We start from the raw sequence: 26,762 nt of genomic DNA on the forward strand, positions 1-26,762 counted from the left end.
TCCTAGTTGCCCACACTGGCCTATCGATAACATTAAGGTCGAGGCTTCACGCAACCTATGCTAATTTGTCAGGGCTACTTTTTAACCAACTTCAATTCATAAAAGTTTTCTTTTATGAATTTATAAAGCCTTAAGTTAGCACCATGCTCAATTAAATCTTTTATAGGCAAAACCCATTCACTAAAGCCTTCCATTTTAATAACCATTATATGCATATCTGTTTCTTCGCCACTTCTGCTTCCTGCTACTGCACGCTTATGTCCAGTTTCATAACGCATGGATTCCACTAAACTTTTATGAATAACATCAGTTCCAAAAACACCATCTCTAATGTGCAATTTGTCACCTTTAATCCATGCAGCTGGTTTAGTTCCGTTCTTAAACCAAAATATTAATGAAATTAAATAACTTACGAGAAGAATAGGTAACGACAAGCCTATGCCAAAATCAAGTTCTACGAGAATAATAACCAATACTATCATTGGCGATAAAGATGCAAAAAATATCTGAAAGTAATTTCTGTTTCGAGTTAACACCATAAATTAATTTAACACCACTCTCTAAGTAACTCAAACGCCTGAATAAGCGGCGGGACTAACCATAGCCAGCCATTATTAATCCAGTAACATACAGATGTTTTTATCCGACTTCAATCTTCAGTCTTAATCCAATCATCACCTGACTGTTTTTATCGTCACGCCTGCTGCTGTTCCTTGAAAAATGAACAAGATTCACATTTCCATCCAAATGCCGGAACCTTTACCGAATAATAGAACCTTATCATCTTCAAACTTAAAATGATGAGTATTCCCCAAATTATTCAGATAATTAATATAGACAGATTGATTAGTCTGACGAGAAAGTTGAAGCCTAGATTTATCATACAAAGTTAACGCATTCATGTTATCTTTACATCTATCTGGCAAATTTTTTAGTACTACTTGCGAAGTTGAAGTTGAAGTTGAAGTTGAAGAAAAAGAGTCAAGATATTGATATAAAAATACAATAACACATCCAATACTGACTAAAGTAATCCCAAAAAATTTATTGTTAGAACGAGAAACGCTTGAATGTAACCAAAGTTTTTGTTCTTCATCTATAGCCATCTTTGCTCCTATCAAAAAATCATATCAACTAACATAATTGTGATAAAGCGGGCCATTACTGAGCCGCCCACACAGATCCGGACATGCCCTTTTAGTTACTAACAGACAGCATCCTGCTCTTCGGTTATATATTCACTCATTCTTTATCTAACTTAAACAACACGCCCCTAATACCAATCGATCAACACAAAACGCTTGCCAACCTTTCGGATCTTAATATTGAGGTCGTGGTTGCGCGCGGCCTATTCTTATTAGTTAGGCGGATTTTCCATAAATCCAGCCTAGAAATTTTAAACTCAACTATATCCTGAGTTGGTATTTCATCTAGGTCAATTCGAAAGCCTTGTACCTCTACAATTGAACTTTCTGTCTCGACAACTTTCCCACAACCAATATATGAATAAGAACCTGTTTTATCTAACCTTTCCTTAGATTTTTCTTTAATCAGTTCTTCAAGCCAATCTGTTAAGTAAGCAGCCTTAACATCTGCACCTAAAACTTGAAGGAGATCATCAATTTTATTCCCTTCTTTGTATTCACACATGTGGCAAAACACATCAATCGATGCAGCTTCACTTTCAAGTGTTACGGTTGCTGTTTCTTCACTGTAACACTCAACTTTTTCACAGTAGCTGATTCATGATATACGCGTAACGCCAGCGTCATCTTTCGGAGTCAGATCACACGCCCTTGTTAAGTGATTATACGAGACCTTGTTTCTTAAGATTTTCATAAAAGTTCTCATACATGATAACTTCAGTAAATTCATCAGAGTTTTGATTGAGCGAATCTTTAATAGAAAGGCCAAAGTAGTAACAAAATCTCATTTGTTTACTTCGTTCTCTAATGAATGCGTTAGAAAGATGGCTCCACTCACTCAAAAGAAAATCATCTTTATTAAATTCAATTTGTCTTTTATGTATGGATGTGTACCACTGGACAGCAAAACTCAAATCATGGAATAACTTCATTAGCTTTACAACATCAGCGGTCATGTATTGTTTATTAGCAAGCTCGTTCAGTTTTTTGAGATCTATTACACTTTCGCCAATCTGCTCAAAATTAATATCACAGTAGGTGTAAATAACTTGCCATCTCTTCTCGATCATCCCTCCTAACAAAGATATGTATTTTAAATAATTCTCTGCTTGTTGGTTGATACTTTGTGACTTTCTCGTTTCATTCAGTTGAAATTGCAAAGATAGATATGCAACAACTGCGGCTATAGTTGCTAGAAATGGTCCAGAAATATTATTGAAGTAAACAGCGAAGCTTTCCCAAGCTTTTGGAGATGCAGTGTAGATATAGTTTCCCCTAACTAAAATCTCAAATACATAAGCCAAAACAGGAATTACCAGCAATACTAAAAGTAAAACTACAAATACTTGAAGATACTTCTTATTAATATGAACTCTCCTTTTCGTATAACAGCTTATTCAACAGCAGTAGGGTGATCTTCCAAACTGCCTACTCTTTGAAACAGTTTTTTTAAACAAATCACTAAGCCAGAGTACACTACTAACCCAGCCTCTTCATTCGCTCTGTGACGTCAACCTATCACTACAACCCAGCACACAACTCATCAATTGAATGGTATAAACTAACGGGTTTCTTCGCCGCCCCACCTCACACTAGCCAGGCAAAATACCACCTCAACATTACTTTTGTAAACAAAATGTTTATTTACAGCTGGTACAAAGTGGAAATACTTGATCTCACTCGCAACTTAGTACTCAAGCTGTCGAAATAGCGCTTAACAATATAAACAGCCCATTCGAAGAAACATACTACTTGTGCTTTTTGCTTTTAAAGTATCGTGTAGATGCATTTGTGGCCTTCGACTTCAAGGAAGAAGTCGCAGAGCGCTCAGGGATGAGTTAACAGCGTGCCACAAAGGTATCTGCACAAAAGCCTGCGGCAGCAATAAATAACAATGGTACGTTAATGACTAAACAAAATTCCCAGTCTCAAATACACCAACTAATCACAGGCAGATAAATGTCATCGTCCTTCATCTGAAAGCCTACTCACTTTGGGCGTCATGGTGGATGCAAGGAGGATAGGACGAGCAGTCCTTCTTGCCCCTATGTGAGTGGGAACTCACGACCTTCCATTAAGCGACGCTTAATATTCAATAGCGCCCTCTGTGGATAGGCATCCACGACCTTGCCATATTAATGGCGTTTTATGGCGACATTAAGCACAAAAAAGTCAGTACCTTAATACTGACTTGATATTTTAACCATTTCTAGCCATCCCTAGCGATATACCCGTGACACTTGAAGATGCAGGATTCAGCTGGAATTAAAAACCTGTTAGACAAGGTCATTAATTGCTCCTGCATAAATGACATTTCCATCATCCTTGATGGTCAGCTTGAACAGCGTGCCTAGTGATTCTAAGCTGATGGAAAGTCAACGCAGTATAAAAGGCTTTTCTCTTTACAGATAAGAGTCAGCCCTTTGGGAGTCTGTAAAATCACCGACTTCCGCGTTGTATTACCTTAAAAGGCAATAAGCATTTCGGCCCCCTTGCCATATTAATGGCGTTTTATGGCGACATTAAGCACAAAAAAAGTCAGTACCTTAATACTGACTTGATATTTTAACCATTTCTAGCCATCCCTAGCGATATACCCGTGATACTTGAAGATGCAGGATTCAGCTGGAATGAAAAGCCTTTTAGGCAAGGCTTTGAACAGCGTGCCTAGTGATTCTAAGCTGGTGTTCAGTAACGCAGCATAAAAGGCTTTTAAACCAGCCCCTTGGGAGTCTATAAAATCACCTACTTCTGCGTTGCATCACCTTAAAAGGCAATAAGCATTCCTGCAATAATACGCCTTGAATTAGGCACTTTTACAGGCTCTGAAAACAGGCATCTTCAAGTATCACGGGTATATATCCCTTGTAATAAACCTTACAAGCCAACCAGCTCATTTAAAAGTGCGCCAGCTTCTCGCCTTTGCTGCTCGTCACCTTCTAAGCCCACCTCTTTTAACAAGGCTCGTGCACTGTCTTTATCATCAATGTCCATATAAGCACGGGCCAAGTCCAGTTTAGCTGCCATACTTTGCTCAACACTGTCTATCTCATCATCATTATTGGACTCTGAGGGGATTAAGGTTTCAAGTTCATCGATGTCAAGATTAGACTCAAAAAACGGATCCACTCGGCCATTATCATTTTCCGGCTCATCATTTAATAACGTATTGAGATCAATAAAGCTGTTTTCTTCTGCAAACTTATCCAGCTCTTGATTAAGGCTGTTTGTTTCCTCTTGCTCATCCGTTACTGAAGCGTCAGAGTGAGTGCCCAAATCGACTGCCACATCAGTCGCATGATGCTTGGGATCAACAATCACGACCTCATCTTCCAGCTCTTCCAATAAAGCGTCAATGTCGGAAACCGAATCAGCCATCTCCGCCTGTTGAGCAGCATTTTCTTTGACCACTTCATCGGGTACGCTGTCATTGACTAAATGACTATTCAACCCAACAATAACCTCATCTGTGTTGCTCGTTTGAGTCGCTTGTTCACTTTCTTTATCGGCCGTTTTGATTATGGGCTCAACATTATCAAATTCAGCTAATAAGCTTTTTAACTCATCATCTTGATTACTAGAATGATTATCAGCATCATCTAGATGGTTCTGAGGTAATTCATCAGCCAGTTCAGCCGCAATTTTATCCGATAAATCAGGCGATAGCTTCAACTCAGCATGATCGCTATCCTGCCCATTATCATCCGCTGAAGAGATGTCCTCATCATGCGTTTTGGCATTAAAGAAATCTTCAATCTCATCCGTATTTAACGGCTCTGATTGTTCCGTATTTAACGGCCCTGATTGTTCCGTATTTAACGGCCCTGATTGTTCCGTATTTAACGGCCCTGATTGTTCATCAGCGATTGCAGCGCTAGCAAAAGGAATGTGATCGTCTAAGTGGGATTCGGTATAGCTATTGGCATCCAAATGATTTTGACCGAACTCCGCCTTGACGGCCTGATCTTGAACAATATTATCAGCTTCAAGAGAAACATCTTGATGCCCAGCCATCACGTCATTTTCTTCACTATTGATATCGGGATCGATAGAAGAGGCAGTAGAAGGCGCCACACTAGCCGAATCAACTTGTTCATCATTTTGTGCTTCCATGGATGGAAGGTCTTTATCCGCTTCTATCTCATCATCATGCTCTTCAATGACTTCCGCCCACAGCTCATCAATCGCCGTATCCTTTTCAGTCTGCGCCTCTAAAGAGGAGAGATAATCATTCCTTTGCTCCGTTTCAAATGCCGGTAACTCTTCTTCAGACAGCGGAGTGTCCAACTGCACCGCCCTATCATTATGCGGCTCATCAAGGGTTTTGTCAGTGCTATCACTATCGGTGGATACTTCAGCATGATCAGGAGCAAGATTATCTTCATGGGTTTCAGGCTCAGCCATTACATTAGCAGGAGAAGGAGAAGGATCATTCGAATCGGTTGGATCACTTGGTTTTGAGCGTCGACTCAATCCTACCCAAAATAAAATAATCAGTAATAACGCCGGTACACTCGCAAAAGCAGCTAATAGCCAAGGCTGAGCTAAGATACTTTGCCAAAAAGTTGGAGACTGCATCTCTACAGATTGACTGCGTAAATCCCGCTCAATGGCCGTTAACGTCGAAACTTGCTCTTGCGCTTCCTCTAATGCCTGCTTTTGTTTGGCATTCTGTATTAAACTCGCCTTTAACTTATCATTTAACAGCGCCACCTTTTCGTTTAATTCGGCAACGGTACTCTTTAATTCTTGATTATCACTTTGTGCGAGCACTAATCCATCTTTAACCTTCACAAACTCAGCACTTAATCGCTGATTTCGCACCTCAGCCTTTTGCAATTGACTCGACAACAAACTGGTTTGGGCCGATGCCTCGGCTTGCTGTTTTAAATCAGCGGTTGGCACAGATTTAGATACCGCAGGCTTGATATCATTTGTCGATTGATTAACCGCTGATTGAGCCGCCGCAGGTGAAGACACTTGTGTCTTTGCTGATTGTGTGGCAGTGCGAGGATATTGCTCCATCGCGGCTTGACTGGGTATAGCAAGCAAAGCTCCCTTCACTAAGCTACTGTAACTACTGCTAGAAAACGCTTGAGGATTGGCATCAAACAAGGCTGCCATCACTTGATAGTTCGTTAAGTTGGGATCAGGTTTAACCTTTTGTGCAATACTCCACAATGTGTCAAACGATTGTATCGGGCCATATTGCTTTGCCGCCGTATTCACTTGTCCTTGAGGCCCGACAACACTCAAAGGCTCTGCTGCATTCGCAGGAAAATATGTAAAAGAAGCACTTAACAATAAAGCACCGGTTGCCATCAGGGATATCACATTTCGAGACCGAAAGTTCATCGTACCTTCCTTTGCAAACATGTCACTACCACCAAGAGGGGGTTTCCCTACGGCGATAACTTTAGGTAATTGTATTTATTGAGATTACTATAAACCAGAAATTCTCACTCTGCTACTTTTCTGATTGTAAAAATAACAGTTAACAAAAAAAGCCTGCTAATCGCAGGCCTTGTTACAAAATATAGGATAGTTTCAATCGATTTAGTAATAATCTCGTATCAAAACTTCAGCGATTTGCACACTGTTCAGTGCTGCACCCTTACGAATATTATCAGAAACAACCCAAAGGTTAATGCCGTTTGGATGTGAAATATCTTTTCTGACACGCCCAACATAGACAGGATCAGCCCCCGCCCCTTCTGTCACTGCAGTTGGGTATTCGTCATCAGACTCAAACAGCTCAATGCCTTCAACGCCTCGAAGCACAGCTTTAACATCATCGGCATCAACCGGTTGATGTGTTTCAAGGTGAATAGCTTCTGAATGACCATAAAAAACAGGGACTCTTACCGCTGTGGGGTTCACTTCAATGCTGGTATCACCAAAGATCTTTTGTGTTTCCCACACCATTTTCATTTCTTCTTTGGTGTAACCATTATCCATAAATTTATCAATTTGCGGCAACACATTGAAGGCGATTTGTTTAGTGTAAGCTTGAGGTTCAATGGGTAAACCTTGTAATAATTTCGCACATTGATTCGCTAATTCTTCAATGGCTTGTTTACCCGATCCCGACACAGACTGATACGTCGCCACATTAATACGGGCAATACCAAATGCATCGTAAATAGGTTTCAGTGCGACTAACATCTGAATGGTTGAACAATTTGGATTGGCAATAATATTTCGGTTACGAAAATCGGCAATGGCTTCAGGATTCACTTCAGGCACAACAAGTGGAATATCGATGTCGTAACGAAAGTGAGAGGTGTTATCAATCACAACACAACCATTTTCAGCTGCGATAGGCGCCCATTTGGCAGAAACATCACCACCAGCAGAAAAGAAACCAATTTGAGCTTGTGACCAGTCAAAGGTATCGACATCAAGGATCTCGACTTGTTTACCATGAAAATTCACCGTTCCACCTGCGCTACGACTACTCGCAAGTGGGTACAAATTAGCCACTGGAAAGTTGCGCTCTTCTAGGATCTCAATCATTGTTTGACCCACCGCGCCCGATGCACCTAAAACTACCACGTTAAATTCTTGCGACATAATTACAGCTCAACTCCAGAAAACCCTAAATAAGATAACCAATTTACATCAAACTGTCCGCTATTGACTAGTGTTAATACACTTAATTCACGTCTATGTTTATGAATTTTTCTCATATGATCGAATCCGTTTACATTAAGAAATTGATTTCTAAACAAACGATCATCATCTCTGAGATCATACACAAGACGGACTAGCTGCAATAATGCCTTTTCATCAGGCAAATCGTGTAAATGAACACGCTCGATCCAATGGGGTGTCAACAAATCGTGCAACGAATGGTTACAATCATAACCTAAATGTGCCGTTAAGGCTTGATACAACATAAAGCTGCCTCGAGCGCGACCTTCTAAGCTGTAACCAGCAATATGAGGGGTCGCCAGTTCCACCAAAGGCACTAATTCTGGCATCGGATGAGGCTCACCTTCCCACACATCTAACACTAATTTAAGATCAGATCTGGCCCGTTTAATTTTAATTAAGGCTTGATTATCAATGACATCTCCTCGGCAACAATTAATAAGCCAAGTTCCTGTCGCCAATTGTGATAGCCGCCTTTCATCCAATAAATGCCATGTGGGAAACGGGCCTGTGCGAGTCATAGGCACATGTAAACTTAATACATCACAACGCTCAATTAAAGTATCAAGAGACACAAAAGCCCTTTCATCACCTTGTGCCTGTAACAATGGATCGTGTAATAAGACATTCACCCCAAAAGCGGTTAAACATTTCGCTACCGCACTGCCAGTATTGCCCGCCCCCACTATTCCCACCGTTTTATTTTTTAATGTTTCGCCAAAACGATGGGCTAATTCTAACAGAGCAATAAAAACAAACTCACCTACCGCTGTTGCATTGCAACCAGGTGCATTGGCAAATGGAATATCACGAGACTTAAGATACTCGACATCAATATGATCTGTCCCAATTGTCGCACTACCAACGAAGGTTAACCGTGTATTTTTCTCAAGTAACTCGGCATTCACTTGTGTCACTGAACGCACCAACAAGACATCAGCATCAACCACATCATCCGCCGTCAGTGTTCGTCCATTCACTTTTTCAATCTTCCCTAGTTCGCCAAATAACGCATCCACATAGGGCATATTTTCATCAGCTATGATTTTCATGTACTTCCCATAATACTCATTGTCTTCAACCACAGTGAAAGTATGCTAAATAATAGCAAATTTGAATACAAAAAAGGGAAGCTCATCGCTTCCCTTAAGTCTCAAAAATAATCAAAAAATCATGATCACTTATATTTGCTCATCACCAAAGTCGCATTGGTGCCACCGAAACCAAAACTGTTACTCATTACCGTATTCAGCTCTGCTTCGCGATATTGCGTGACAATGGGCATACCTTCGGCTTTTTCATCGACATTATCAATGTTAATGCTAGGTGCAATGAAATTATTTTCCATCATGATAAGACTGTAAATCGTCTCATGCACACCTGCAGCCCCTAATGCATGACCTGTCAATGACTTGGTTGACGCAATTGCGGGTAAATCATCGGCAAAGGTTTCACGCAATGCTTCAAGCTCACGCGTGTCTCCTACAGGTGTGGACGTACCATGAGTGTTAATATAATCAATCGGTGTATCCACATCGGCCAGTGCCATTTGCATACAACGCACAGCGCCTTCACCTGATGGTGCAACCATGTCATAACCGTCTGATGATGCGCCATAGCCCACCACTTCAGCATAAATTTTAGCACCACGGGCCAAAGCATGCTCCAGCTCTTCAACCACAACAATACCGCCGCCGCCAGAAATCACAAAACCATCACGATCGGCATCATAAGTGCGAGACGCTTTAGTCGGATCATCATTATACTTAGTGGATAATGCACCCATAGCATCAAAGCCCATGGTCAATGTCCAGTCGACTTCTTCAGCACCACCAGCAAACACCATATCTTGCTTACCCATTTGGATAAGTTCTACCGCATGGCCAATACAATGTGCACTGGTTGCGCAAGCCGAACTAATTGAATAGTTCATGCCTTTAATTTTAAACGGTGTGGCTAAGCAAGCACTCGCTGTACTGGCCATAATACGCGGCACAATATAAGGGCCCACACGTTTCACGCCTTTTTCACGCAAAATATCTGCGGCTTCAACTTGATTCGCTGAAGATGCACCGCCTGTTCCAGCAATAATACCCACACGAGGATCAGAATACTGCTCTTCAGTCAGTCCCGCATCCTCAATGGCTTGTTCCATGGCAATATAAGCATAAGCAGCAGCTTTGCCCATAAAGCGCAAAGCTTTACGGTCAATATGATCTTTTGGGTCTAACTTAATGTCGCCCCAAACATGGCTACGAAGCTTCATTTCTACAAACTGATCGGAATGGGTTATACCACTACGGCCGGCTTTTAGGGATTCTGTGACTTCTTGCTTGTTGTTACCGATGCTCGACACGACGCCAAGCCCAGTGATCACGACTCTTTTCATTTTTTGCTATCCATTATGTACATGTAGTACCCAATTTTACTGAGCTAATGGTATCCCTTTTAGTCAGGTAAAGTGGTCAGCTTTCCACAAAAGGGCCATAAAAGTCTGTCTAAACGCCTATTTAATGCTAAATAGGTTAACATTCTTTGCTCAATAAAATGTACAATTGACTCAGAAAAAAGATAATCATCTTTTCATTTCGCTTATCACGGTAGCATTAAAGAGCCCAGCATGACAGTCAGTACGCTTTATCAGTATGTTAAAACAACAAAAACAGATAACTCACCTATTGTTTTAGGTCAAATAGGCCTAGGTGAGCCTCAAGCTTGGTTAACGTTACTTACCCAACATCAAAAATCAACGCCTCAAATATTGATAATCAACATTTTTATTCCATCCGCAGCAAGCGTGCTCAATCTTGCTGATATGACTGCCGCTCTCACGTCACCTCAACAGACAAGATTAATTAATATTAATGGTATACAACGTCTCAGCTTGAACGATGAACGCCTGCTCATCGACTTCCATGTGGGAGAGCTATCCACCCAAATTGATGAGATGATTGTTTCAAAACAACATTTAATCTCCCATTGGTATTGTGACGACAAGGCATTACTGTGCCAAATGAATCAAACTCAACTTTGGAAAATGGCTAAAATAAGCCATGATGCAGCGCAACTCTTTATCAAAAATTCAAAGACAAATACAAAGGATTTGCCAACCAACCTCACTGACTTTCTGCAGCAAGCTGCAAACGTTGGCTTTCAATGCATCCCTTTCCAGTCAGACGCTGGCACACATGATTTCAATAAACAACACCCGCACATTCCATATCAGCCCCACAAAAACGTTAATGATGATATCACCCACAATGAACGCCAAGCATTACGCCATCGACAAGCCATTAAAAACGCGCCATTTCCATTAATGAGTACGACAAAAGGCACTATCGCCATTATTGGTGGAGGACTCGCCAGTGCCAATTTAGCCTTATCCCTAGCAAGCAGGCAACGGCAGATACACCTGTTTTGCAAAGATAGTCAGCTGGCCGCACAGGCCTCAGGTAATAAACAAGGTGCACTTTACCCGTTATTAACGCCTGAAAATAATACACTTAGTCAATTCTTTCAGCAGGCTTTTTTGTATAGTCGGCGTAGACTCGCAACCCTGCATCAAAGCGGTTTCACTATTGCACATGATTTATGCGGTGTACTGCACACAGGGTTTGATGAGCGAAGTCAGGCTCGACTCACTAAAATCATTAATGGCCATACATGGGATCGAGATATTGCTCAGCAAGTTGATCAACAACAAGCCAGCCAACTTGCCGGCATAAATATCGATAAGTCAGGCATTTTTTATCCCTTAGGTGGCTGGATTTGCCCTGAAGATTATACCCATGCTGCTATCAATAAAGCCAAGACTCTCACATCACTCACGCTTCATTTCAATTGCCCTATCGAGCGAGTCGCACAGCACAATAATCAATGGTACTTATACCAAGGCGAACAAGTACACGGCCCCTTTGCCAGCATTGTTCTCGCCAATGGCCATGCCTTAACCCAATTTACACAAACAAAGGCGCTTCAGCTGTCAGGCTTTAGAGGTCAAGTCAGTCATATTCCCTCAAAAGGACAATTGAGTGAACTCAATACCGTTCTGTGCGCACATGGTTACCTCACCCCTGGATATAAAAACACTCATTGTGTCGGTGCCAGTTACGTCAAAAATGCCGCCGATCTGAATTTTTGTTCAGAAGAGCAAAACGACAACTTAAACAAAATGCACCACAGTTACCCCAATCACTCTTGGGTTGAGGATATTGATGTTAGCGACAATGAGGCTCGAGTCGGTGTGCGTATGGTGACACGGGATCATGCACCTATGATGGGGCCAGTTCCCGATGTAGAACAAGTGCTCGCCCGTTACCAGCAACATCAATTAACCCCAGAAAGCCGACAATATTGGCAAACCACTCCAGCTCCGGTGCATCAAGGTTTATACGTATTAGGTGGTCTAGGATCTCGAGGATTAAGCTCCGGCCCCTTAGCCGCTGAAGCATTAGCTGCCATGATCTGCGGCGAACCACTGCCCATTAATCAAGAAACAGTGGCTTTACTTAGCCCAAATCGAATGTGGATGCGTAAGCTGTTAAAAGGAAAAGCATTGTAACTCCCCCCCGATTTACTTGAATTCTCCTTTACTGGGATCCACCCAGCCCTATTTGCATCATTTGCATATAGTGCAATAAGCCTTGGGCACTGGGAGTGTTTGATGCTTGTAGCCCTTTAACAACGCCTTGCTGATCCGCAAGGCTTCTCTGTTGCCCCAGTTTTTGCTTGCCTTGCCATTGTGCTACCTCTATTTTAAAGGCAACAATTCCCCCCAACAGTTTTTGTCGATAAGCAGGAGTCGACACAGCATTGTCAGCCAATAATGTCGGTTCGAACTGCGCAAATGTGCGCTCCATCACGTCAAGGGTTTGTTTATCATCCAATAGGCTCAAGCAGCCTTTAAGTTGGACCGCCGCATAATTCCAAGTGGGTACATTTGGCAGGCTTTGATACCAACGGGGAGAAATATAGTCATGAGGACCATTAAAAACAACCATCACCTCTTTTCTCTCCAATTGACGCCAATGACGATTGGCTCTGGCGAAGTGGCCATACGTGGTGACAATCCCCCCTTCATCAATATCGACGATAAAAGGTAAATGGGTTGCCGTTAAATCAGAAGACACTAACACGCCAAAAGGATAAGCCTTAATAAAGATCTGTAAATCATTTGTATTATGCAAGCGACTATCCTCTCTCAGACAGTGAGGGGTACTGTAATAGCCTTGCTTTTACCCTTGGCCACTGCGTGTGAATAATGCTAAAAAGCGCAGTATTACGTAACGTCCCATCGGCGAGAATACGTTGATGACGTAATATCCCCTCAAATGAAGCACCCAGCCTTAAAATAGCCTGCCGTGATTTTTGATTATTTTCATGGGTTTTAAATTCAACCCGAACGGCCCCCAAAGACTCAAACGCATGCTCAAGCAGTAAGTATTTAGCCTGAGTATTCACATAAGTTCGCTGATACTGAGGTGTGATAAAGGTAAAACCGATTTCTATGTTGCGATCCTCACGTCGAATCGAGCAAAATCGCGTCGTACCGATTAAAGCGTGTGTTTGATTATCAATGATCACAAAGGGAATATGCTCCCCTCTTGCTTGAGCCGCCAAAGACGAGGCTATCCAAGCTTGAGTGTTGACCAAAGAAGTGCAGTGATTAGGCTGTACCCATCGCCATAACGATGAATATTTGCCGGCTAAAAATAAGGGGTGAGCATCTTGATGTGACATAGGCCTTAAGGTCACTTTAGCGGCTGTTAATGTCGTTGGAGCTGGGGTAAAGGGTATATTGGGTATCATCATATTCATCCTTTAATGCTATTTTTATCCTATCCTCCTCCATATGTGGTATAAGATTAACAACCAAAAATTGAATTTTACTTAGACCAGATTTAATCATGGCCAGCAACAAAAATTGAATAAAAAACGTCGATAAAATAAAGGAATAAACATGTCATTACTTGCCTTATCTCTGGATGACGCCATTCAACCCCGTTTTTTGCAAATTGCCATGGCCATTAAACACTGTATTCATTCAGGCCAACTTGAACCTGGTGAAAGACTCCCTTCTACACGGACACTCGCTAAACAAATTGGCAGTCATCGTCATACGGTAATGTCAGCTTATCAAGAACTCATCGCCCAAGGCTGGCTCAGTGCAAGCGAGCGCAAGGCTTATACCGTTAATCTGCATTTACCCATTGAAAGTAGCCAAATGCTCAGCCAAACACAACACCACATTACTTCTCCCTTTCAGTGGTTATTCAGTCCTAGAATGCTCGCAACAGTCAAAAATAAATCACAAGTTCAGCGTCCCGCTCATGAATTTCAGTTCAATTTTGCGGGAGGACAAGCCGATCTCAATTTGTTTCCTTTTCATCACTTTAAAGCTTTTATGAATCAGACTTTAGTCAGACCAGATTTAAGTGAATTGCATTATGGAAGCGGCATCGGTAGCGCACTGTTTATTGAGCAAGTGAGCCGCTACTTACGTAAAACACGGGGAATACAAGACAAAACCATCATTGCCGTTAACGGCTCTCAAGAAGCGTTATATTTACTCTCACAAGTGTTAATTAACTCAGGAGATCATGTCGCTGTAGAAGCACTAGGTTATCAGCCTGCTTGGCAAGCTTTTCGCGCAGCTGGGGCGATATTAGTGCCTATCAAACAACATAAACAAGGGATTGATATTAAAGAATTAACAGCACTTGCAGAGCGTCAAAAACTCAAACTGATTTATTTAACCCCTTTACACCAATATCCCACGACCGTAACTTTACCCGTCGCAGAACGCATGGCCATTTACCAGCTCGCCGCCAAACACAATATCGCCATCATCGAAGATGATTACGATCATGAATTTCATTACGACAGTCAACCATTAAGTCCAATGGCCAGCGATGATCCTCATGGGTTAATCATTTATTTAGCCACATTTTCAAAAATCATGTTTCCCGGCAGTCGATTAGGCATAATGGCTATCGATAAAACCTTAGCCCCTGCACTCTTAGCCTATCGACAACTAATGAACCACAAACCCAATGTGTTAATGCAGCAAGCTGTTGCAAAATGGATGCTATCAGGGGGTTTTGAACGCCACTTACGAAAAATGACCAAGATATACCACCAGCGCCGAGATCATTTAGTCTCAATGTTAATGACCTACAATCAGCAAAGCCTCAACCCTCTTCATTTTATCATTCCTGCAGGTGGCATGGCCCTTTGGATTGAAGTGGGTGATAAAGCAGAAACCCTTGAGACCTATTGCCATCAAAATAATATCTATTTATTATCAGAAAAGCACTTTCAGCTCACACCACACACTTCACCCAATCATCATATCCGCATAGGCTTTGCAGGCATGAATGAAGCAACGTTACAACAAGGAATGAACTTAATCCTTAACGTCATCGACACATTGGCAACCCCGTTAGAGTAAAGTCCATAGACTTACACTATAATCAATAGCAATATAGGATCCTGCATCTTCAAGTATCACGGGTATAGCCAATCATGAAACAAAGGTTTTTGATATGAATGCTGCTCAATCACATTATTTTACAGCCAGTGATGGCGCAAGATTACACTATCTTGAAGCAAAGTGTCTCAAAGCAAGGGAATTAGAGGCGGATAGCTTAGAAACCAATCAAAACAACACCTTATTACTCCTACCAGGAGGCGGGTTTTCTGCCGATATTTTTCAACATCAAATCGATGTTTTTAGTCAGCAATATCGCGTCATTTCATTGGATAAACGCGGTCATGGACAATCCGAAAAAGTGGATTATGGTTATCGCGTGTCTCGCTTTGCCCATGATTTACATGATCTACTAACAAACTTAGCGTTAACCAATGTGACTATTATCGCTCATTCACTTGGCGCTGCGATGGTATACAACTATATCGATTTGTTCGGTCACCAATCCATTAAAAAGCTCATTGTCGTTGATGAGCCTGCGGCGTTGCTTATTAATCCAGCTTGGTCTGACAATGAGAAACAAGCATACGGCAGCATTTATCAAGCGGCAGAACTTCACGGGCTAACCAATGGTTTTCTTGAAGAGGATATCAGTGAGCTCTGCCAGAATATTGTTAATGCCATGACCACATCCCACGCCACTACTGCGCAAAAAGACTTTATTCTAAGTTGTATGGCAATACCGGGCAGTGCGGCTTGCCAGCTCTATTTAAATAATATATGCCAAGATTTCCGCGATGTGATTAAAAAACTGACTTTACCCGTGCTTTTTATCACAGGCAGAGCCAGCTTACACCCTTGGCAATCTCATCAATGGATGCATGATCAAGTACCCCATTCAGAACTCTTTATATTTGAAGAGCAACAAGGGGGTAACCACTTTATGATGGTGGAAAACCCCGAATTGTTTAATCAAGTGGTGCTCGATTTTATCAATAGGTGAATTAAAATGAGATAATTAATACAGTACAATCGTATATTTATTAATATCATTAATCTTTAAACTTGAGTTTAGTTTCTATTGACTCAGGAGAATAGCTTTTCACTGTTTGTGTACTATCCTCAACACCTCTAACAGTATCACCATAAGCTTCAAAGGTTTCTTCAAATGAAATTTGTTGAGTCCCCCCTGTTCTCACGTAATTACCTAACTCTGTTGTTTGTACCATCGGTGCCTTACCTGTTTTATGAGTGGATCTTGGATTAAGCACGCCTATCTCAGCCAAAAAGGCATTTTCATTAATCGGATCTTTCATCCCATCTTTTGTCACACCTGTAATGGTCTGAAACTCTTCCGTATTACTCCAAGTACCTTGTATCACTTCATCATATTCATGCTTATGTTCAACCTGATGATCAACAAGCTTCCTGCCTTCAGTCGTCCCTTTAGTATGGTAAGCATGAACAAGCTCATGGAAAATCACCCTTGCCATAGGCGCGGTAACAGTTTGAAATTTAATATCTTTTTTATCCCCAAGATCCACTGACTCATAGTGATGAGACCGAGTAGGATCCCCCTTCATAAAATATTTAACATCAACACTCGAAGGGTTACTCAATTCATGATCGTGATCCCAATCTACTGTCGGGCCCTTTTCTGAGAATCTATGCTCAATATTTTTAATGCCCATTTCAGTAAGCGCATTAATCAAATCTCTACCTGTTTTAGTCTTCATGATTAAATCAAATGCATCTTCAATTTGAGCACGCATTAAAGGTGGATAAATAGGGCTATTTTTATCGACTGTCGGGGTAAAGGTAAAACCTTTGTCCCCGACTGAAATAGGTTTATGGTTAAGGTGTGGGCTCATACTAGGATTAGTACCACTCACCTGAGCACCAGGATCCAGTACATTTGCCATTCTTTTAAAGCCAAAATGCGATAAAGTTTGTAGAACATAAAAAGGAACGGGTTCAGGAAGACTCACTGCACAAGCATTTTTTGTGGCACGGCTTGTATTACTTTGTATATTTTCAACTGTAGGACTAGTAGCTCCAACGGTAAAAGAATAACTCTTGCTACCTGCGGTCACTTCAAACTTCGCAATCCCTTTTCGTGTTTGAGTCAACTGTAGTTTAACTAAGCTTTCATTATCATCCTTACCCAATTTTATATTTGCTCTTTCATTAAATAAGGTTTGACTCTTTATCGATGGTGTTTTAGTGATATTGTCATTCTTATTGTCAGCTAACTTAAACTTAGATAGTTTAGTTTTAACATCACTATTATTGTACAACAGTTTTTTCGTCAGTTGATGTCTCTCTAATGAAAGGTCATCCCCTTTATTTGTCCCAACAAGAATACCTTTAGAACTATAAACGCTATCACTATTCACCGTCTCTAGAGTCCCTAATACCTTAGATATCGTATATTGAACATGTGCTTTTTCAACCCCCACATTTAAATTGAACCCATCCTTCAAAGGAGAAACTTTAACATATTTGCTTCTAGGTGAAGAAGGCGATGTTAACTTGGTTTCACCTTGAGTGTCTAAACCTGTTAATACCTTTTTATATTGAGAGTTTGATCGATTCCAAGACAAATCAAGTTCACCACTATCATCAGATAAAGGTATACTCATCTTCAAAGAAGGTTCTATTATACTAATCTCCGGCTTTTTACTCGTATGTGAGCCTAAATAACTTAATAAGTTATCAACCAAATCTAAGGTTCGAGAGCCCGATGAAATACTCCCAATATTAGAGTGACTATTATGTTGCTGACTTTGCTGAGACGTTTGAGATACTGAAGAACTCACTGAATTTGTAGTGTCGACCATTAAAACCTCTACATATAATGAAGGATTAAAAAAAGAAAAATAAATGAACGGATATGGATTACGCGAATGAGAAAGACAAAGGCTTTCCTTTTATCATCGCTCTGTTATTATCCTCAACCTTGACATCGTGACCTTCCTCACTACTGGATAAAATCAGCTTTTTCAATGAAATAAACCGTGCTATTAACTCATTCAAATTGTCATAAGTCACAAATTCAATCATCACTGTCGCCACCAAAGTAGTCATGCCATTAATGGATAATACCCAAGCACTTCCCATTATATCTCTATTTAAATTAATACTTTCTATATTTTCAATCTCAATTTCATTAGAGGGAAAATAAGATAACAATGTCATTGACTGGCTTTTATTAGACCATTCTAAATTAATCTCCATTCCACATTTAGATTTAATAACAATCGCCTCAGAATCCATAGAAATTGAAGCACCTACATTTTCACACAACTCTGATAATATTTTTTCAAAATATGTTTTCATGATACTTTCACTCTAATAAATATAAAAATAAAGAGTCAGAACTCTCTCGATATTTAATATTGTTATATATAAAACTAAATAGACACAAAAACTCATAACAGCTAAAAATATTAGCCATTTGAATTGATACAAATATCATAGAATAAAAGAATATAGAAAAAAACAAATTTTGACACATATTTTATCTTTTAACCAATAAAAGTTAAATATGTTTATATATGATTAATAAAGTTAGATTAAAAAGAAGGTTTAAGAAACAAAAAACACTTTTAACCCATTAATATTGAGAAATATAGAAACAATTATTAAAAATAAGGCGCAAAAAAAACAAATATATTACAATTAATATGATAACTATTCCATTATCTTAAACTCTTTCTCTCAACACAATGCCACCTTAGTCAATAAAAATGGGGATTATCAGATTAGTCTCTGATGAGCTATTAAATCATGTAAAAAAGTACGTATAATGCTTCCCAACGCTGATAACAATCCCTATGCCTGTATCATTTTTCGAAGCCTCCTCTCCTCTGAAATAGAAAATCCAAACATCTAATACATAAGACCATAATAAAAAATACTGGCCCAGTTAGGCTAACAGGGCCTTACTCGCCTACTCACTATCACAAGACAGTTAATACTAAAAACGTCATAAAGACAGGAATGCTAAAGCGAATCAACACTAAAAGAAGGATCGGCTGCAACAGGTAAATATAAAAATAGTCATTAACAGCATGTTTTACAAAACTATTTAACTTTATAAAATGTATAGTAATAAAATTAAATAACAAAAGTGAGGGGGTGAAAGAATGAATAAACTATACTTATAATATACCGATTAAACACGCATACTGTGAACCTTAAAAAGTATTAAAGAGGTCTTTATGGCGTCCATTAAAAAACAAGTCTTAATCAATGCCCCCATTCATCAAGTCTTCGACTACGTCACGAACCCTAACCATTGGCCTATTTTATTTTATCCTTGGTCTATAAAGACCGAACCTTATTTACAACAGCCCTTAACGGCCAATCATCCACCCATTAATGAACATACACAAGTATTAGGACTTCAACATCAAATAAAATGGACTCCCCAAATTAATGATGCTCCCCATTATTTTTTAGTGTATGGAGAGAGTGCTTTTCTTTTTGGAATTAGAGGATATGTACGTTACGACTTAACCTCCAAAGATCAAAAAACCTATTTCACTCGCACTTTATTTTACGCTTTCGACCATTATTTCATTGACTTATTATTCGGTCATCTGATCCGTCCCTATTTCAGTTATATTTCAACCCGAGGCGTCAACAAAGCCAAACAAATTCTAGATTTTCATACTTTATCTCAATCAGCCAAGAAACCGGTAAACTCATAAGCTAAAACTTTTTAACGCCTTAATTACTCCAGACTCATATATTAACTAGTTTGATCTGAAGAATAAAAAAGTAATTCGCCAAGGATATTCCCTATCATCAACTCTGTTCGCTTTTCAAAACGATGATGGTTAAAAAGTTGAATATCTGATACACGGCTAGCAAAAAGTCCAATGCCGTCAAGCTCCGGTTGTTCATCACACCAGCTCAACACCGCTTGGACTAATTTATGACCAAAACCTTTACCTTGTTCAGAAGGAGAAATGGCAATAAATTGCAAAATACCGCATTCTTTACTGGGTAAATTATCAATAATTTGACTTTCCTTTTTCATCAAAGCCTGAGTGGATTGCCAACCTGTACTCAACAGCATTTTTAAACGCCAATGCCAATATCTTGCTTCTCCCAATGGTACCTGCTGCGTCGCAATACACGCAACACCAATCAATCTATCATCATCAAACAAACCGATTAATGCTTGCTCTTGCTGCCACAATTCATTGAGCTCTTCTCTAATCGCTCCTCTCAACTTCTTTTCATATTGTGTTTGCTCGCCTGTCGTTAATGCATCCAAAAATAAAGGATCGCTATGATATGCATTATAAAGAATAGAGGCAGCAACCCGTAAGTCTTCAGCGGTAAGGTATACAGCACGACATTGCTCAACAGCTTGATTATCCATTTTCATTGTCCTTTATGTGATATAGCTCACACTTAATGTACCAAGCTGACGACAAAGTGCAATTAATAAACAAAATAAATTGGATAATACCGACAAAAGTTGTAAAGCATGCTTAATCAATAAGCTATCACTAATTTAAAATGAGTGAGTCGGGCCTATTCCTATCATGAAGCAGAGTAACATTCTTGATAAGAAGAGCATTGTGAACATGAAGCCGTTGGACATAATGGCAATTGAGCAGCTAAACAAAATTGCCGATAAAGAAATTTTTTCCAACGCATTTTATTATCGATATTCTTTATGGCAAAAGAAGGAAAATATTGATTAAACAACGCCGTGATGCCTTGTCTTTCTTCAAAACCCATATCAATATACAAATGGGTGCGACCACAGCAGGCAATCACAATTTTGTGCGCCCACCATAAAGCCTGTTGTTTATCTTGCATTGATAAATGCGCTGTGAGCAAAGCGAATAAATCATCATAAAATGCCAATGGCCCAGCGTTATTCACTATTAACTGACTAAAGCGTTTAATATCATTCAAGGCCATTTCCCACGTCATATTTCGCCAATAGTCATCTAATAAACGCAACCTCTGAATAAGTCTCGCCCCCTCAATTTGCTCTTTTCCATTAGTCAAAGAGAGATGGATAAACTTAATGAGATCAGAGGGTATATCATGAGACTGATTTTTCCTTAGTCCATCAATATAGAAATAAATAGCGGCCATTTTATCCATATCGTACCTTTCTAGAAAAAGAGTAAAGCGGCATCTTAATCTGTTATTAATCTAATGGAAAGCGGCACAAGTCTACGTTAAGATCTTCAACAGGATCCATCACTTTTATAAGCGATTTACCAACACTATTTTTCAATATTGAGAACATTCATGCCTATTTAACCTCAATATAAGCCCACTTAAAAAGTAAGGGTAAACAGAAATAAAAAAACCTTTCGAACGACACTGCGATCTTAATTTAAACACAGCAACCCTTTTACGTTCCCCATTCTAAAATCTAAAAATGCATTTTCATTGCTCCTCCCTTTTATGAACACTGATAATAAGAAAGCTAAAAACATTAACTCTCAGGTAGCATAGGCATATCTTACAAGTGTATAATCAAGACAATAAACAAGCTTACTCTAGTCATATCAATGAATAAAAAAAGAAGGCCCAACCTGCAAGATGTTGCTGATCTTGTTGGTGTCACTAAGATGACCGTAAGTCGTTTTCTTCGAGATCCACAACAAGTGTCTATACCTGTCCAAAAGAAACTTGAACAGGCTATTAATCACCTTGGCTATATCAATAATCGCGCTCCAAGTATGTTATCTAATGCAAAGAGTCAGGCTATTGGGGTATTGGTTCCCTCTTTGACCAACCAAGTTTTCGCAGAAGTGATCCGAGGCATAGAAAGTATTACCGATAGTGCCAATTATCAAACGATGCTCGCCCACTATAGCTATTGTCCCAATCAAGAAGAAAAACATATCGCTTCTCTATTATCTTATAATATAGACGGCTTACTCTTATCCGACATGCAACACACTCCACGTACATTACAAATGCTCAAAGCATCGGGTATTCCGGTTATTGAAATGATGGACACCCGCTCAAGCCATGCAGGAATAGCGGTCGGGTTTGATAATGTGCTAGCGGCATATGACATGACTGAAACTCTCATTGACAAAGGTTATAGTCAAATCGTCTACCTTGCAGCCCGTTTAGATAAACGCACCGAATTAAAATATCAAGGCTATCAAAAAGCTATGCTGAAAAATTGCCTAAACCCTATTCAAATTTCCACCCAAACCGCTTCTTCGTTTTCATTAGGCGCTCAACTATTACAACAGACATTAGATACACATCCCCAAACCAATGCCATTTTTTGTACTAATGATGATCTCGCAGTAGGCGCTATATTTGAATGTCAGCGACAAGGTATCAAAGTGCCAGATAATATGGCCATTGCAGGATTTCACGGTCATGATATTGGCCAAGTACTGGTGCCAACGTTAACCACGGTTATAACACCAAGAGAAGCAATAGGCCAAACCGCAGCTAAAGCCCTACTCGCTCAACTTAATCTTAAAGACAATAATCACGATATCGTTCAATCAACCATCGACTTAGGTTTTAGTATTCATGTAGGAGAAAGTACCTAATCAACCTAAGGGTTAATATAGACTTAAAAAGTTACAATTGACGGATCACACATAAACATTTGCCAAGGACTTGCTCAAACGTCCCTTCAATATGAATGGAATAAACATCATCTTCATCCCTTGAGGGGAAAACTAATGTGTCAAACTGGCTTTGAAGTAATTCAATGGGCATAAAATGATCTTCGCGCATTTTCATTCGCTCAAGAACCAACTCAAATGACCCGTACAGATGTAAAAAAACAGCCTTTTCGTTTCCTTCACGAAGGACATCTCTATATTGTTTTTTCAATGCGGAGCATACCATTACGCCTGAGTGTTCATCATCCACTAAATATCCAATAGCATCTCGCACATTCTCAAGCCAAGGTTGACGATCTTCATCATTAAGTGATTGTCCCGAAGCCATTTTAATAATATTGTCTTTGGGATGTAAATCATCTCCATCAATAAACTTGGCATTGACAGCTTGAGCTATTGCTCTACCGATAGAAGACTTCCCCGTACACGATACTCCCATAATAATGAGACATCGACCATTAATATTCTCATACATTTGTTCTTACTACCCTCAAAATATCATTGATTTTTAATAGACATCAACATAAGGTGCGTGTAATGTTACCGGTAACATTACACAGTATTCACTGCCATAGTCAAGTATTCGATAATCGGAATTATGACTTATACAATACATTAAATTGACATAATCATTCGACAATAATAATCAAATAAGGAAACAACATGTCTAACTCATCATTGATCCTTACAGCTGTGGGTTCCATCCTCTTATTGCTTTTTTTAGTCATGAAAACAAGATTACATGCTGTTGTCGCACTGATTTTAGTATCCATGATTGCAGGGATACTGTCAGGCATGAGTCCTGAAAATATTGCGAGCACGATTCAAAAAGGCATGGGAGGCACTTTAGGCTTTGTTGCCGTGGTTGTTGCATTAGGTGCCATGTTTGGAAAAATCATGGAAGTCACAGGCGCTCTCGATCGTATAGCTCATACTTTGTTGACACAATTCGGTAAAAAGAATGCACATTGGGCCCTAACACTGACTGGCTTTATTTGTGCGTTACCTTTATTTTTTGATGTCGCCGTTGTACTGCTCATTGGAGTTGCCTTTGCCGTCGTTAGACGAAGTCATGATAGTTTAATCAAAATGGGGATCGCTTTACTCGCTGGTATTGCCAGTTGCCAAGCTTTTCTTATTCCTGCACCAGGTCCCATTTTAGTCGCATCGCAATTACATGCTGACTTTGGTTATATGATTTTATTCGGCTTGCTGGCCTCTATTCCAGCCATGATCCTCGCAGGTCCCCTTTTTGGCCGTTTTATTGCCACTAAAGTCCATGTCGACTTACCCAATGAAAGTGACTTTAACAACCAAAACATAGAAAATGAAACTCAAGCAAACAACACTATAACCATTGCTCGTGAAGGAGAAGGTAGTCCCAGCTTTTTATTGGCCTTAGGCTTAATTAGCCTGCCGCTATTTTTGATTGCACTTAATACTTTTGGCACTCGACTCATTGCTCCAAACTCCTCATTACACTCATGGCTGGCATTTATTGGTCACCCTTTTACCGCTATTTTAGTCGCTTGTTTAATGGCATTTTATTTTTTAGGGATCAAGCGTGGTATATCTGGCGATCGCATTATGGATATTTGCAATAGCGCCCTGCAACCCGCAGGTATTATCATTTTAGTCACAGGTGCGGGAGGTATTTTCAAACAAGTACTGATTGATTCCGGCGTCGGTACTGCCTTAGGAGATCTCCTCGCAGGTTCAGGCTTACCCGTAGTGATACTTGCTTTCGTTTTATCCGCAGCAGTGAGAATTATTCAGGGTTCTGCAACCGTTGCCATGTTGACTGCATGCGGTCTTATTCTCCCCATTATTACCCCTCTTAATCTTAACGGTGCACAACTCGCTGCTATCACCATTGCCATTGGAGGAGGCTCAGTTGTTCTCTCTCATGTCAATGACTCTGGTTTCTGGTTAGCCAATCGCTACTTAGGCTTAACCGAAAAGCAAACTCTTCAAACTTGGACAATAATGGAGACCATAATTGGGGTCACAGGAGGGATCATGGCTATCTTAATTTCCGCTTTTTTATAAATCTGCTAATCTTAACCAAAAAGCTCTATAAACTTGGAAACATGATGCGTTATCTCATTATTATATTTATTTTATCATTATCCGGTTGCGCACAAATGCAGCAAGACTGGATAGCCCAACATTGTAATCAAGAGTCAGCTTATACCCAAGGTGTTAATGACGCACGTCATGATATCGATATGCAGCCTAACTATGCTCAAGGATGCCCCACTACGCCTGAAAAACTCAATCAATCGTACCGCCAAGGTTACCAATTTGTCATTACCAACCAACCTCCCAGTATCAATATCAACACCTCCCAAGCCCAAAAACAATACCGCTGCCATGACCAGTATGGTCAAAAAGTCTGCGGGTATGACTGTAAGTCATTCGCAGGTCAATGGACATGCGCTCAAAAACCCGATCAAGAATGTATACAAAACATGAGTGAGATAAAATGTGGTTATCACTGTCAAAAAGATGATTTTGGTCAGCTAAATTGTAAAACAAAGCCATAAAATATTTAATAAATATTTATCATTTTGCTAACTAAAGTGCTAATGTAATTGGTTTCATGTCATCATACAGACACATAGATTTTTTATAATATACCTCTCGCGTTAACACACGCCGTAAGTGCTAACCGTCACACTCACACTATTTTACATAAAATAATATGACAAAGATTAGCACACTCAAACCATTATTTATCGACACTCGGCAACATTCTCTTTTAGCCTGTAACTTACTCACACTTGAAGATATGGGCATTCAAGCCGCTACTTTTGTCAGTCCTCCAAAATGGCATTTAGCCCATACAACTTGGTTCTTTGAAACCTTCATTTTGAAAGAGTTTACAGATAATTATGTCGCATTTAACGCAACTTATGAGCACCTATTTAACTCTTACTATAACGGTATAGGAAAACAATACCCAAGATCGCAACGCGGTTTATTATCAAGACCTAGTATTGATGAAGTGCTCACCTACAGAGAAGTCATTGACACAGCAATAATCAATTTAATTTGTGATATCCATCATCCAAAGCACCAAATCATTCTCAAACGCTGCATGCTTGGGATCCAACATGAAAAACAGCATCAAGAATTACTCTATACCGACATTAAATATTCTTTATCACACAACCCCTTATACCCCACATTAATGACAGACCTTCCCGCTGCACCACCCCAATACGCCCAACACTGGCTCCCCTTTCAAGGCGGTCTTTACCAAATAGGTGTAGATCCTGACGAGTTACCTTTTTCTTTTGATAATGAATCACCTAAACATCACACTTATCTTAGCGATTTTTCTCTGTCTAATCGACTCGTCACCAATAAAGAGTTTCAATCTTTTATCGACGATGGTGGATATGAACGCCCAGAATTATGGCTTTCAGATGGATGGGATCACCGTCAAAAAAACCAATGGCAGCAGCCTTTATATTGGCTATCAATAGAGGGTGAAGCCCTACAATACACATTATATGGCTTGCAAAAAAGACATGATGATCAAGCCGTCATCCATATTAGTGCATTTGAAGCAGATGCTTACGCCAACTGGGCAGACGCGCGACTCCCCACTGAAGCAGAATGGGAACATGCCGCCAACCAACACGCTGCCTTAGTCGACCTTAATGATACGTGTTGGCAATGGACGAGTAGCCCTTATCGCCCTTATCCAGGATTTAAAGCAGCCAAAGGCGCCATTGGAGAATATAACGGAAAATTTATGTGTAACCAATGGGTGCTTAAAGGGGGTTCGCCAGTCAGTCCTAATAATCACCTTAGACCCAGTTACCGAAACTTTTTTTACCCTGATCAGCGCTGGCAATTTAGCGGTATTCGTTTAGCCAAATAAAT

The 26,762-nt window shown here is 40.0% G+C and carries 23 protein-coding genes; 8 read left to right on the forward strand and 15 right to left on the reverse strand.

The genetic code is table 11. The features are described from left to right. Positions 1 to 74: 74 nt before the first annotated feature. The 8 genes from Q0779_RS15445 to fabB form a co-directional block, all read right to left on the reverse strand. Positions 75 to 539 (reverse strand): hypothetical protein, encoded by a 465-nt coding sequence (locus tag Q0779_RS15445; RefSeq protein ID WP_298773840.1) that lies wholly within the window; start codon positions 537 to 539, stop codon positions 75 to 77. Between the two features lie 192 nt (positions 540 to 731). Next, a complete protein-coding gene (locus tag Q0779_RS15450) occupies positions 732 to 1,106 on the reverse strand; it encodes a hypothetical protein (protein ID WP_298773841.1) in 375 nt (124 codons plus the stop codon). Positions 1,107 to 1,287: 181 nt separating this feature from the next. Beyond that, positions 1,288 to 1,650: a hypothetical protein gene (locus Q0779_RS15455; RefSeq protein ID WP_298773842.1), complete on the reverse strand. Its 363-nt coding sequence runs from the start codon at positions 1,648 to 1,650 to the stop codon at positions 1,288 to 1,290. A 157-nt stretch (positions 1,651 to 1,807) separates the two neighbouring features. Beyond that, the gene (locus tag Q0779_RS15460; RefSeq protein WP_298773844.1) at positions 1,808 to 2,449 is read right to left on the reverse strand and encodes a hypothetical protein; all 642 of its coding nucleotides are present in this window, start codon (positions 2,447 to 2,449) and stop codon (positions 1,808 to 1,810) included. Between the two features lie 1,573 nt (positions 2,450 to 4,022). Continuing rightward, the gene (locus Q0779_RS15465; protein WP_298773847.1) at positions 4,023 to 6,500 is read right to left on the reverse strand and encodes a FimV/HubP family polar landmark protein; all 2,478 of its coding nucleotides are present in this window, start codon (positions 6,498 to 6,500) and stop codon (positions 4,023 to 4,025) included. A gap of 201 nt (positions 6,501 to 6,701) precedes the next feature. Continuing rightward, positions 6,702 to 7,718, reverse strand: a complete 1,017-nt coding sequence (locus tag Q0779_RS15470; protein ID WP_298773850.1) for an aspartate-semialdehyde dehydrogenase — start codon at positions 7,716 to 7,718, stop codon at positions 6,702 to 6,704. Between the two features lie 2 nt (positions 7,719 to 7,720). Continuing rightward, positions 7,721 to 8,851, reverse strand: coding sequence for a 4-phosphoerythronate dehydrogenase (locus Q0779_RS15475; protein WP_298773851.1), 1,131 nt, complete (start codon positions 8,849 to 8,851; stop codon positions 7,721 to 7,723). Between the two features lie 125 nt (positions 8,852 to 8,976). Then, entirely contained in the window at positions 8,977 to 10,188 is a 1,212-nt protein-coding gene (gene fabB, locus Q0779_RS15480; protein ID WP_298773852.1) for a beta-ketoacyl-ACP synthase I, read from the reverse strand. Positions 10,189 to 10,419: 231 nt separating this feature from the next. Between fabB and mnmC the strand changes: the two genes are divergently transcribed. After that, positions 10,420 to 12,360: an FAD-dependent 5-carboxymethylaminomethyl-2-thiouridine(34) oxidoreductase MnmC gene (gene mnmC / locus Q0779_RS15485; protein WP_298773854.1), complete on the forward strand. Its 1,941-nt coding sequence runs from the start codon at positions 10,420 to 10,422 to the stop codon at positions 12,358 to 12,360. Positions 12,361 to 12,388: 28 nt separating this feature from the next. Here the strand turns inward: mnmC and Q0779_RS15490 are convergent, their stop codons facing one another. Together Q0779_RS15490 and Q0779_RS15495 are read right to left on the reverse strand one after the other, a co-directional pair. Beyond that, positions 12,389 to 12,985 (reverse strand): FMN-binding negative transcriptional regulator, encoded by a 597-nt coding sequence (locus Q0779_RS15490; RefSeq protein WP_298773856.1) that lies wholly within the window; start codon positions 12,983 to 12,985, stop codon positions 12,389 to 12,391. Between the two features lie 4 nt (positions 12,986 to 12,989). After that, complete coding sequence (locus tag Q0779_RS15495) at positions 12,990 to 13,610, reverse strand: GNAT family N-acetyltransferase (RefSeq protein ID WP_298773857.1); 621 nt, start codon at positions 13,608 to 13,610, stop codon at positions 12,990 to 12,992. Between the two features lie 148 nt (positions 13,611 to 13,758). Here Q0779_RS15495 and Q0779_RS15500 point away from each other — a divergent pair, with 148 nt between their 5' ends. Both Q0779_RS15500 and Q0779_RS15505 read left to right on the forward strand, forming a co-directional pair. Then, a complete protein-coding gene (locus Q0779_RS15500) occupies positions 13,759 to 15,249 on the forward strand; it encodes a PLP-dependent aminotransferase family protein (RefSeq protein WP_298773859.1) in 1,491 nt (496 codons plus the stop codon). A 94-nt stretch (positions 15,250 to 15,343) separates the two neighbouring features. Beyond that, entirely contained in the window at positions 15,344 to 16,231 is an 888-nt protein-coding gene (locus tag Q0779_RS15505; protein ID WP_298773865.1) for an alpha/beta hydrolase, read from the forward strand. Positions 16,232 to 16,280: 49 nt separating this feature from the next. Here Q0779_RS15505 and Q0779_RS15510 read toward each other — a convergent pair whose 3' ends face one another. Beyond that, positions 16,281 to 18,068 carry a M91 family zinc metallopeptidase gene (locus Q0779_RS15510; RefSeq protein WP_298773866.1) on the reverse strand — a complete coding sequence of 596 codons (1,788 nt, stop codon included), beginning with the start codon at positions 18,066 to 18,068 and terminating at the stop codon, positions 16,281 to 16,283. Between the two features lie 58 nt (positions 18,069 to 18,126). After that, complete coding sequence (locus Q0779_RS15515; RefSeq protein WP_298773867.1) at positions 18,127 to 18,567, reverse strand: hypothetical protein; 441 nt, start codon at positions 18,565 to 18,567, stop codon at positions 18,127 to 18,129. Positions 18,568 to 19,451: 884 nt separating this feature from the next. On the opposite strand from Q0779_RS15515, the gene Q0779_RS15520 reads away from it, so the two are divergent. Beyond that, positions 19,452 to 19,943, forward strand: coding sequence for an SRPBCC family protein (locus tag Q0779_RS15520; protein ID WP_298773870.1), 492 nt, complete (start codon positions 19,452 to 19,454; stop codon positions 19,941 to 19,943). A 41-nt stretch (positions 19,944 to 19,984) separates the two neighbouring features. Here Q0779_RS15520 and Q0779_RS15525 read toward each other — a convergent pair whose 3' ends face one another. Both Q0779_RS15525 and Q0779_RS15530 read right to left on the reverse strand, forming a co-directional pair. Further along, complete coding sequence (locus Q0779_RS15525) at positions 19,985 to 20,623, reverse strand: GNAT family N-acetyltransferase (RefSeq protein WP_298773871.1); 639 nt, start codon at positions 20,621 to 20,623, stop codon at positions 19,985 to 19,987. A 164-nt stretch (positions 20,624 to 20,787) separates the two neighbouring features. After that, positions 20,788 to 21,363 carry a nitrogen fixation protein NifQ gene (locus Q0779_RS15530; protein ID WP_298773873.1) on the reverse strand — a complete coding sequence of 192 codons (576 nt, stop codon included), beginning with the start codon at positions 21,361 to 21,363 and terminating at the stop codon, positions 20,788 to 20,790. 416 nt (positions 21,364 to 21,779) lie between these two features. On the opposite strand from Q0779_RS15530, the gene gntR reads away from it, so the two are divergent. Next, the gene (gene gntR, locus Q0779_RS15535; RefSeq protein ID WP_298773874.1) at positions 21,780 to 22,790 is read left to right on the forward strand and encodes a gluconate operon transcriptional repressor GntR; all 1,011 of its coding nucleotides are present in this window, start codon (positions 21,780 to 21,782) and stop codon (positions 22,788 to 22,790) included. Between the two features lie 31 nt (positions 22,791 to 22,821). Here the strand turns inward: gntR and Q0779_RS15540 are convergent, their stop codons facing one another. Continuing rightward, positions 22,822 to 23,343 (reverse strand): gluconokinase, encoded by a 522-nt coding sequence (locus tag Q0779_RS15540; protein ID WP_298773875.1) that lies wholly within the window; start codon positions 23,341 to 23,343, stop codon positions 22,822 to 22,824. Positions 23,344 to 23,531: 188 nt separating this feature from the next. Here Q0779_RS15540 and gntU point away from each other — a divergent pair, with 188 nt between their 5' ends. The 3 genes from gntU to egtB all read left to right on the forward strand — a co-directional run bounded on the left by gntU (position 23,532) and on the right by egtB (position 26,760). After that, positions 23,532 to 24,917 carry a gluconate transporter gene (gene gntU, locus Q0779_RS15545; RefSeq protein ID WP_298773877.1) on the forward strand — a complete coding sequence of 462 codons (1,386 nt, stop codon included), beginning with the start codon at positions 23,532 to 23,534 and terminating at the stop codon, positions 24,915 to 24,917. 44 nt (positions 24,918 to 24,961) lie between these two features. Continuing rightward, a complete protein-coding gene (locus tag Q0779_RS15550) occupies positions 24,962 to 25,414 on the forward strand; it encodes a hypothetical protein (RefSeq protein ID WP_298773879.1) in 453 nt (150 codons plus the stop codon). A gap of 158 nt (positions 25,415 to 25,572) precedes the next feature. After that, on the forward strand, positions 25,573 to 26,760 hold the full coding sequence (gene egtB / locus Q0779_RS15555) for an ergothioneine biosynthesis protein EgtB (RefSeq protein ID WP_298773881.1): 1,188 nt from the start codon (positions 25,573 to 25,575) through the stop codon (positions 26,758 to 26,760). Positions 26,761 to 26,762 lie beyond the last annotated feature (2 nt).

Source organism: uncultured Shewanella sp. (assembly GCF_947491715.1).
Taxonomy (GTDB): Bacteria; Pseudomonadota; Gammaproteobacteria; order Enterobacterales; family Shewanellaceae; genus Shewanella.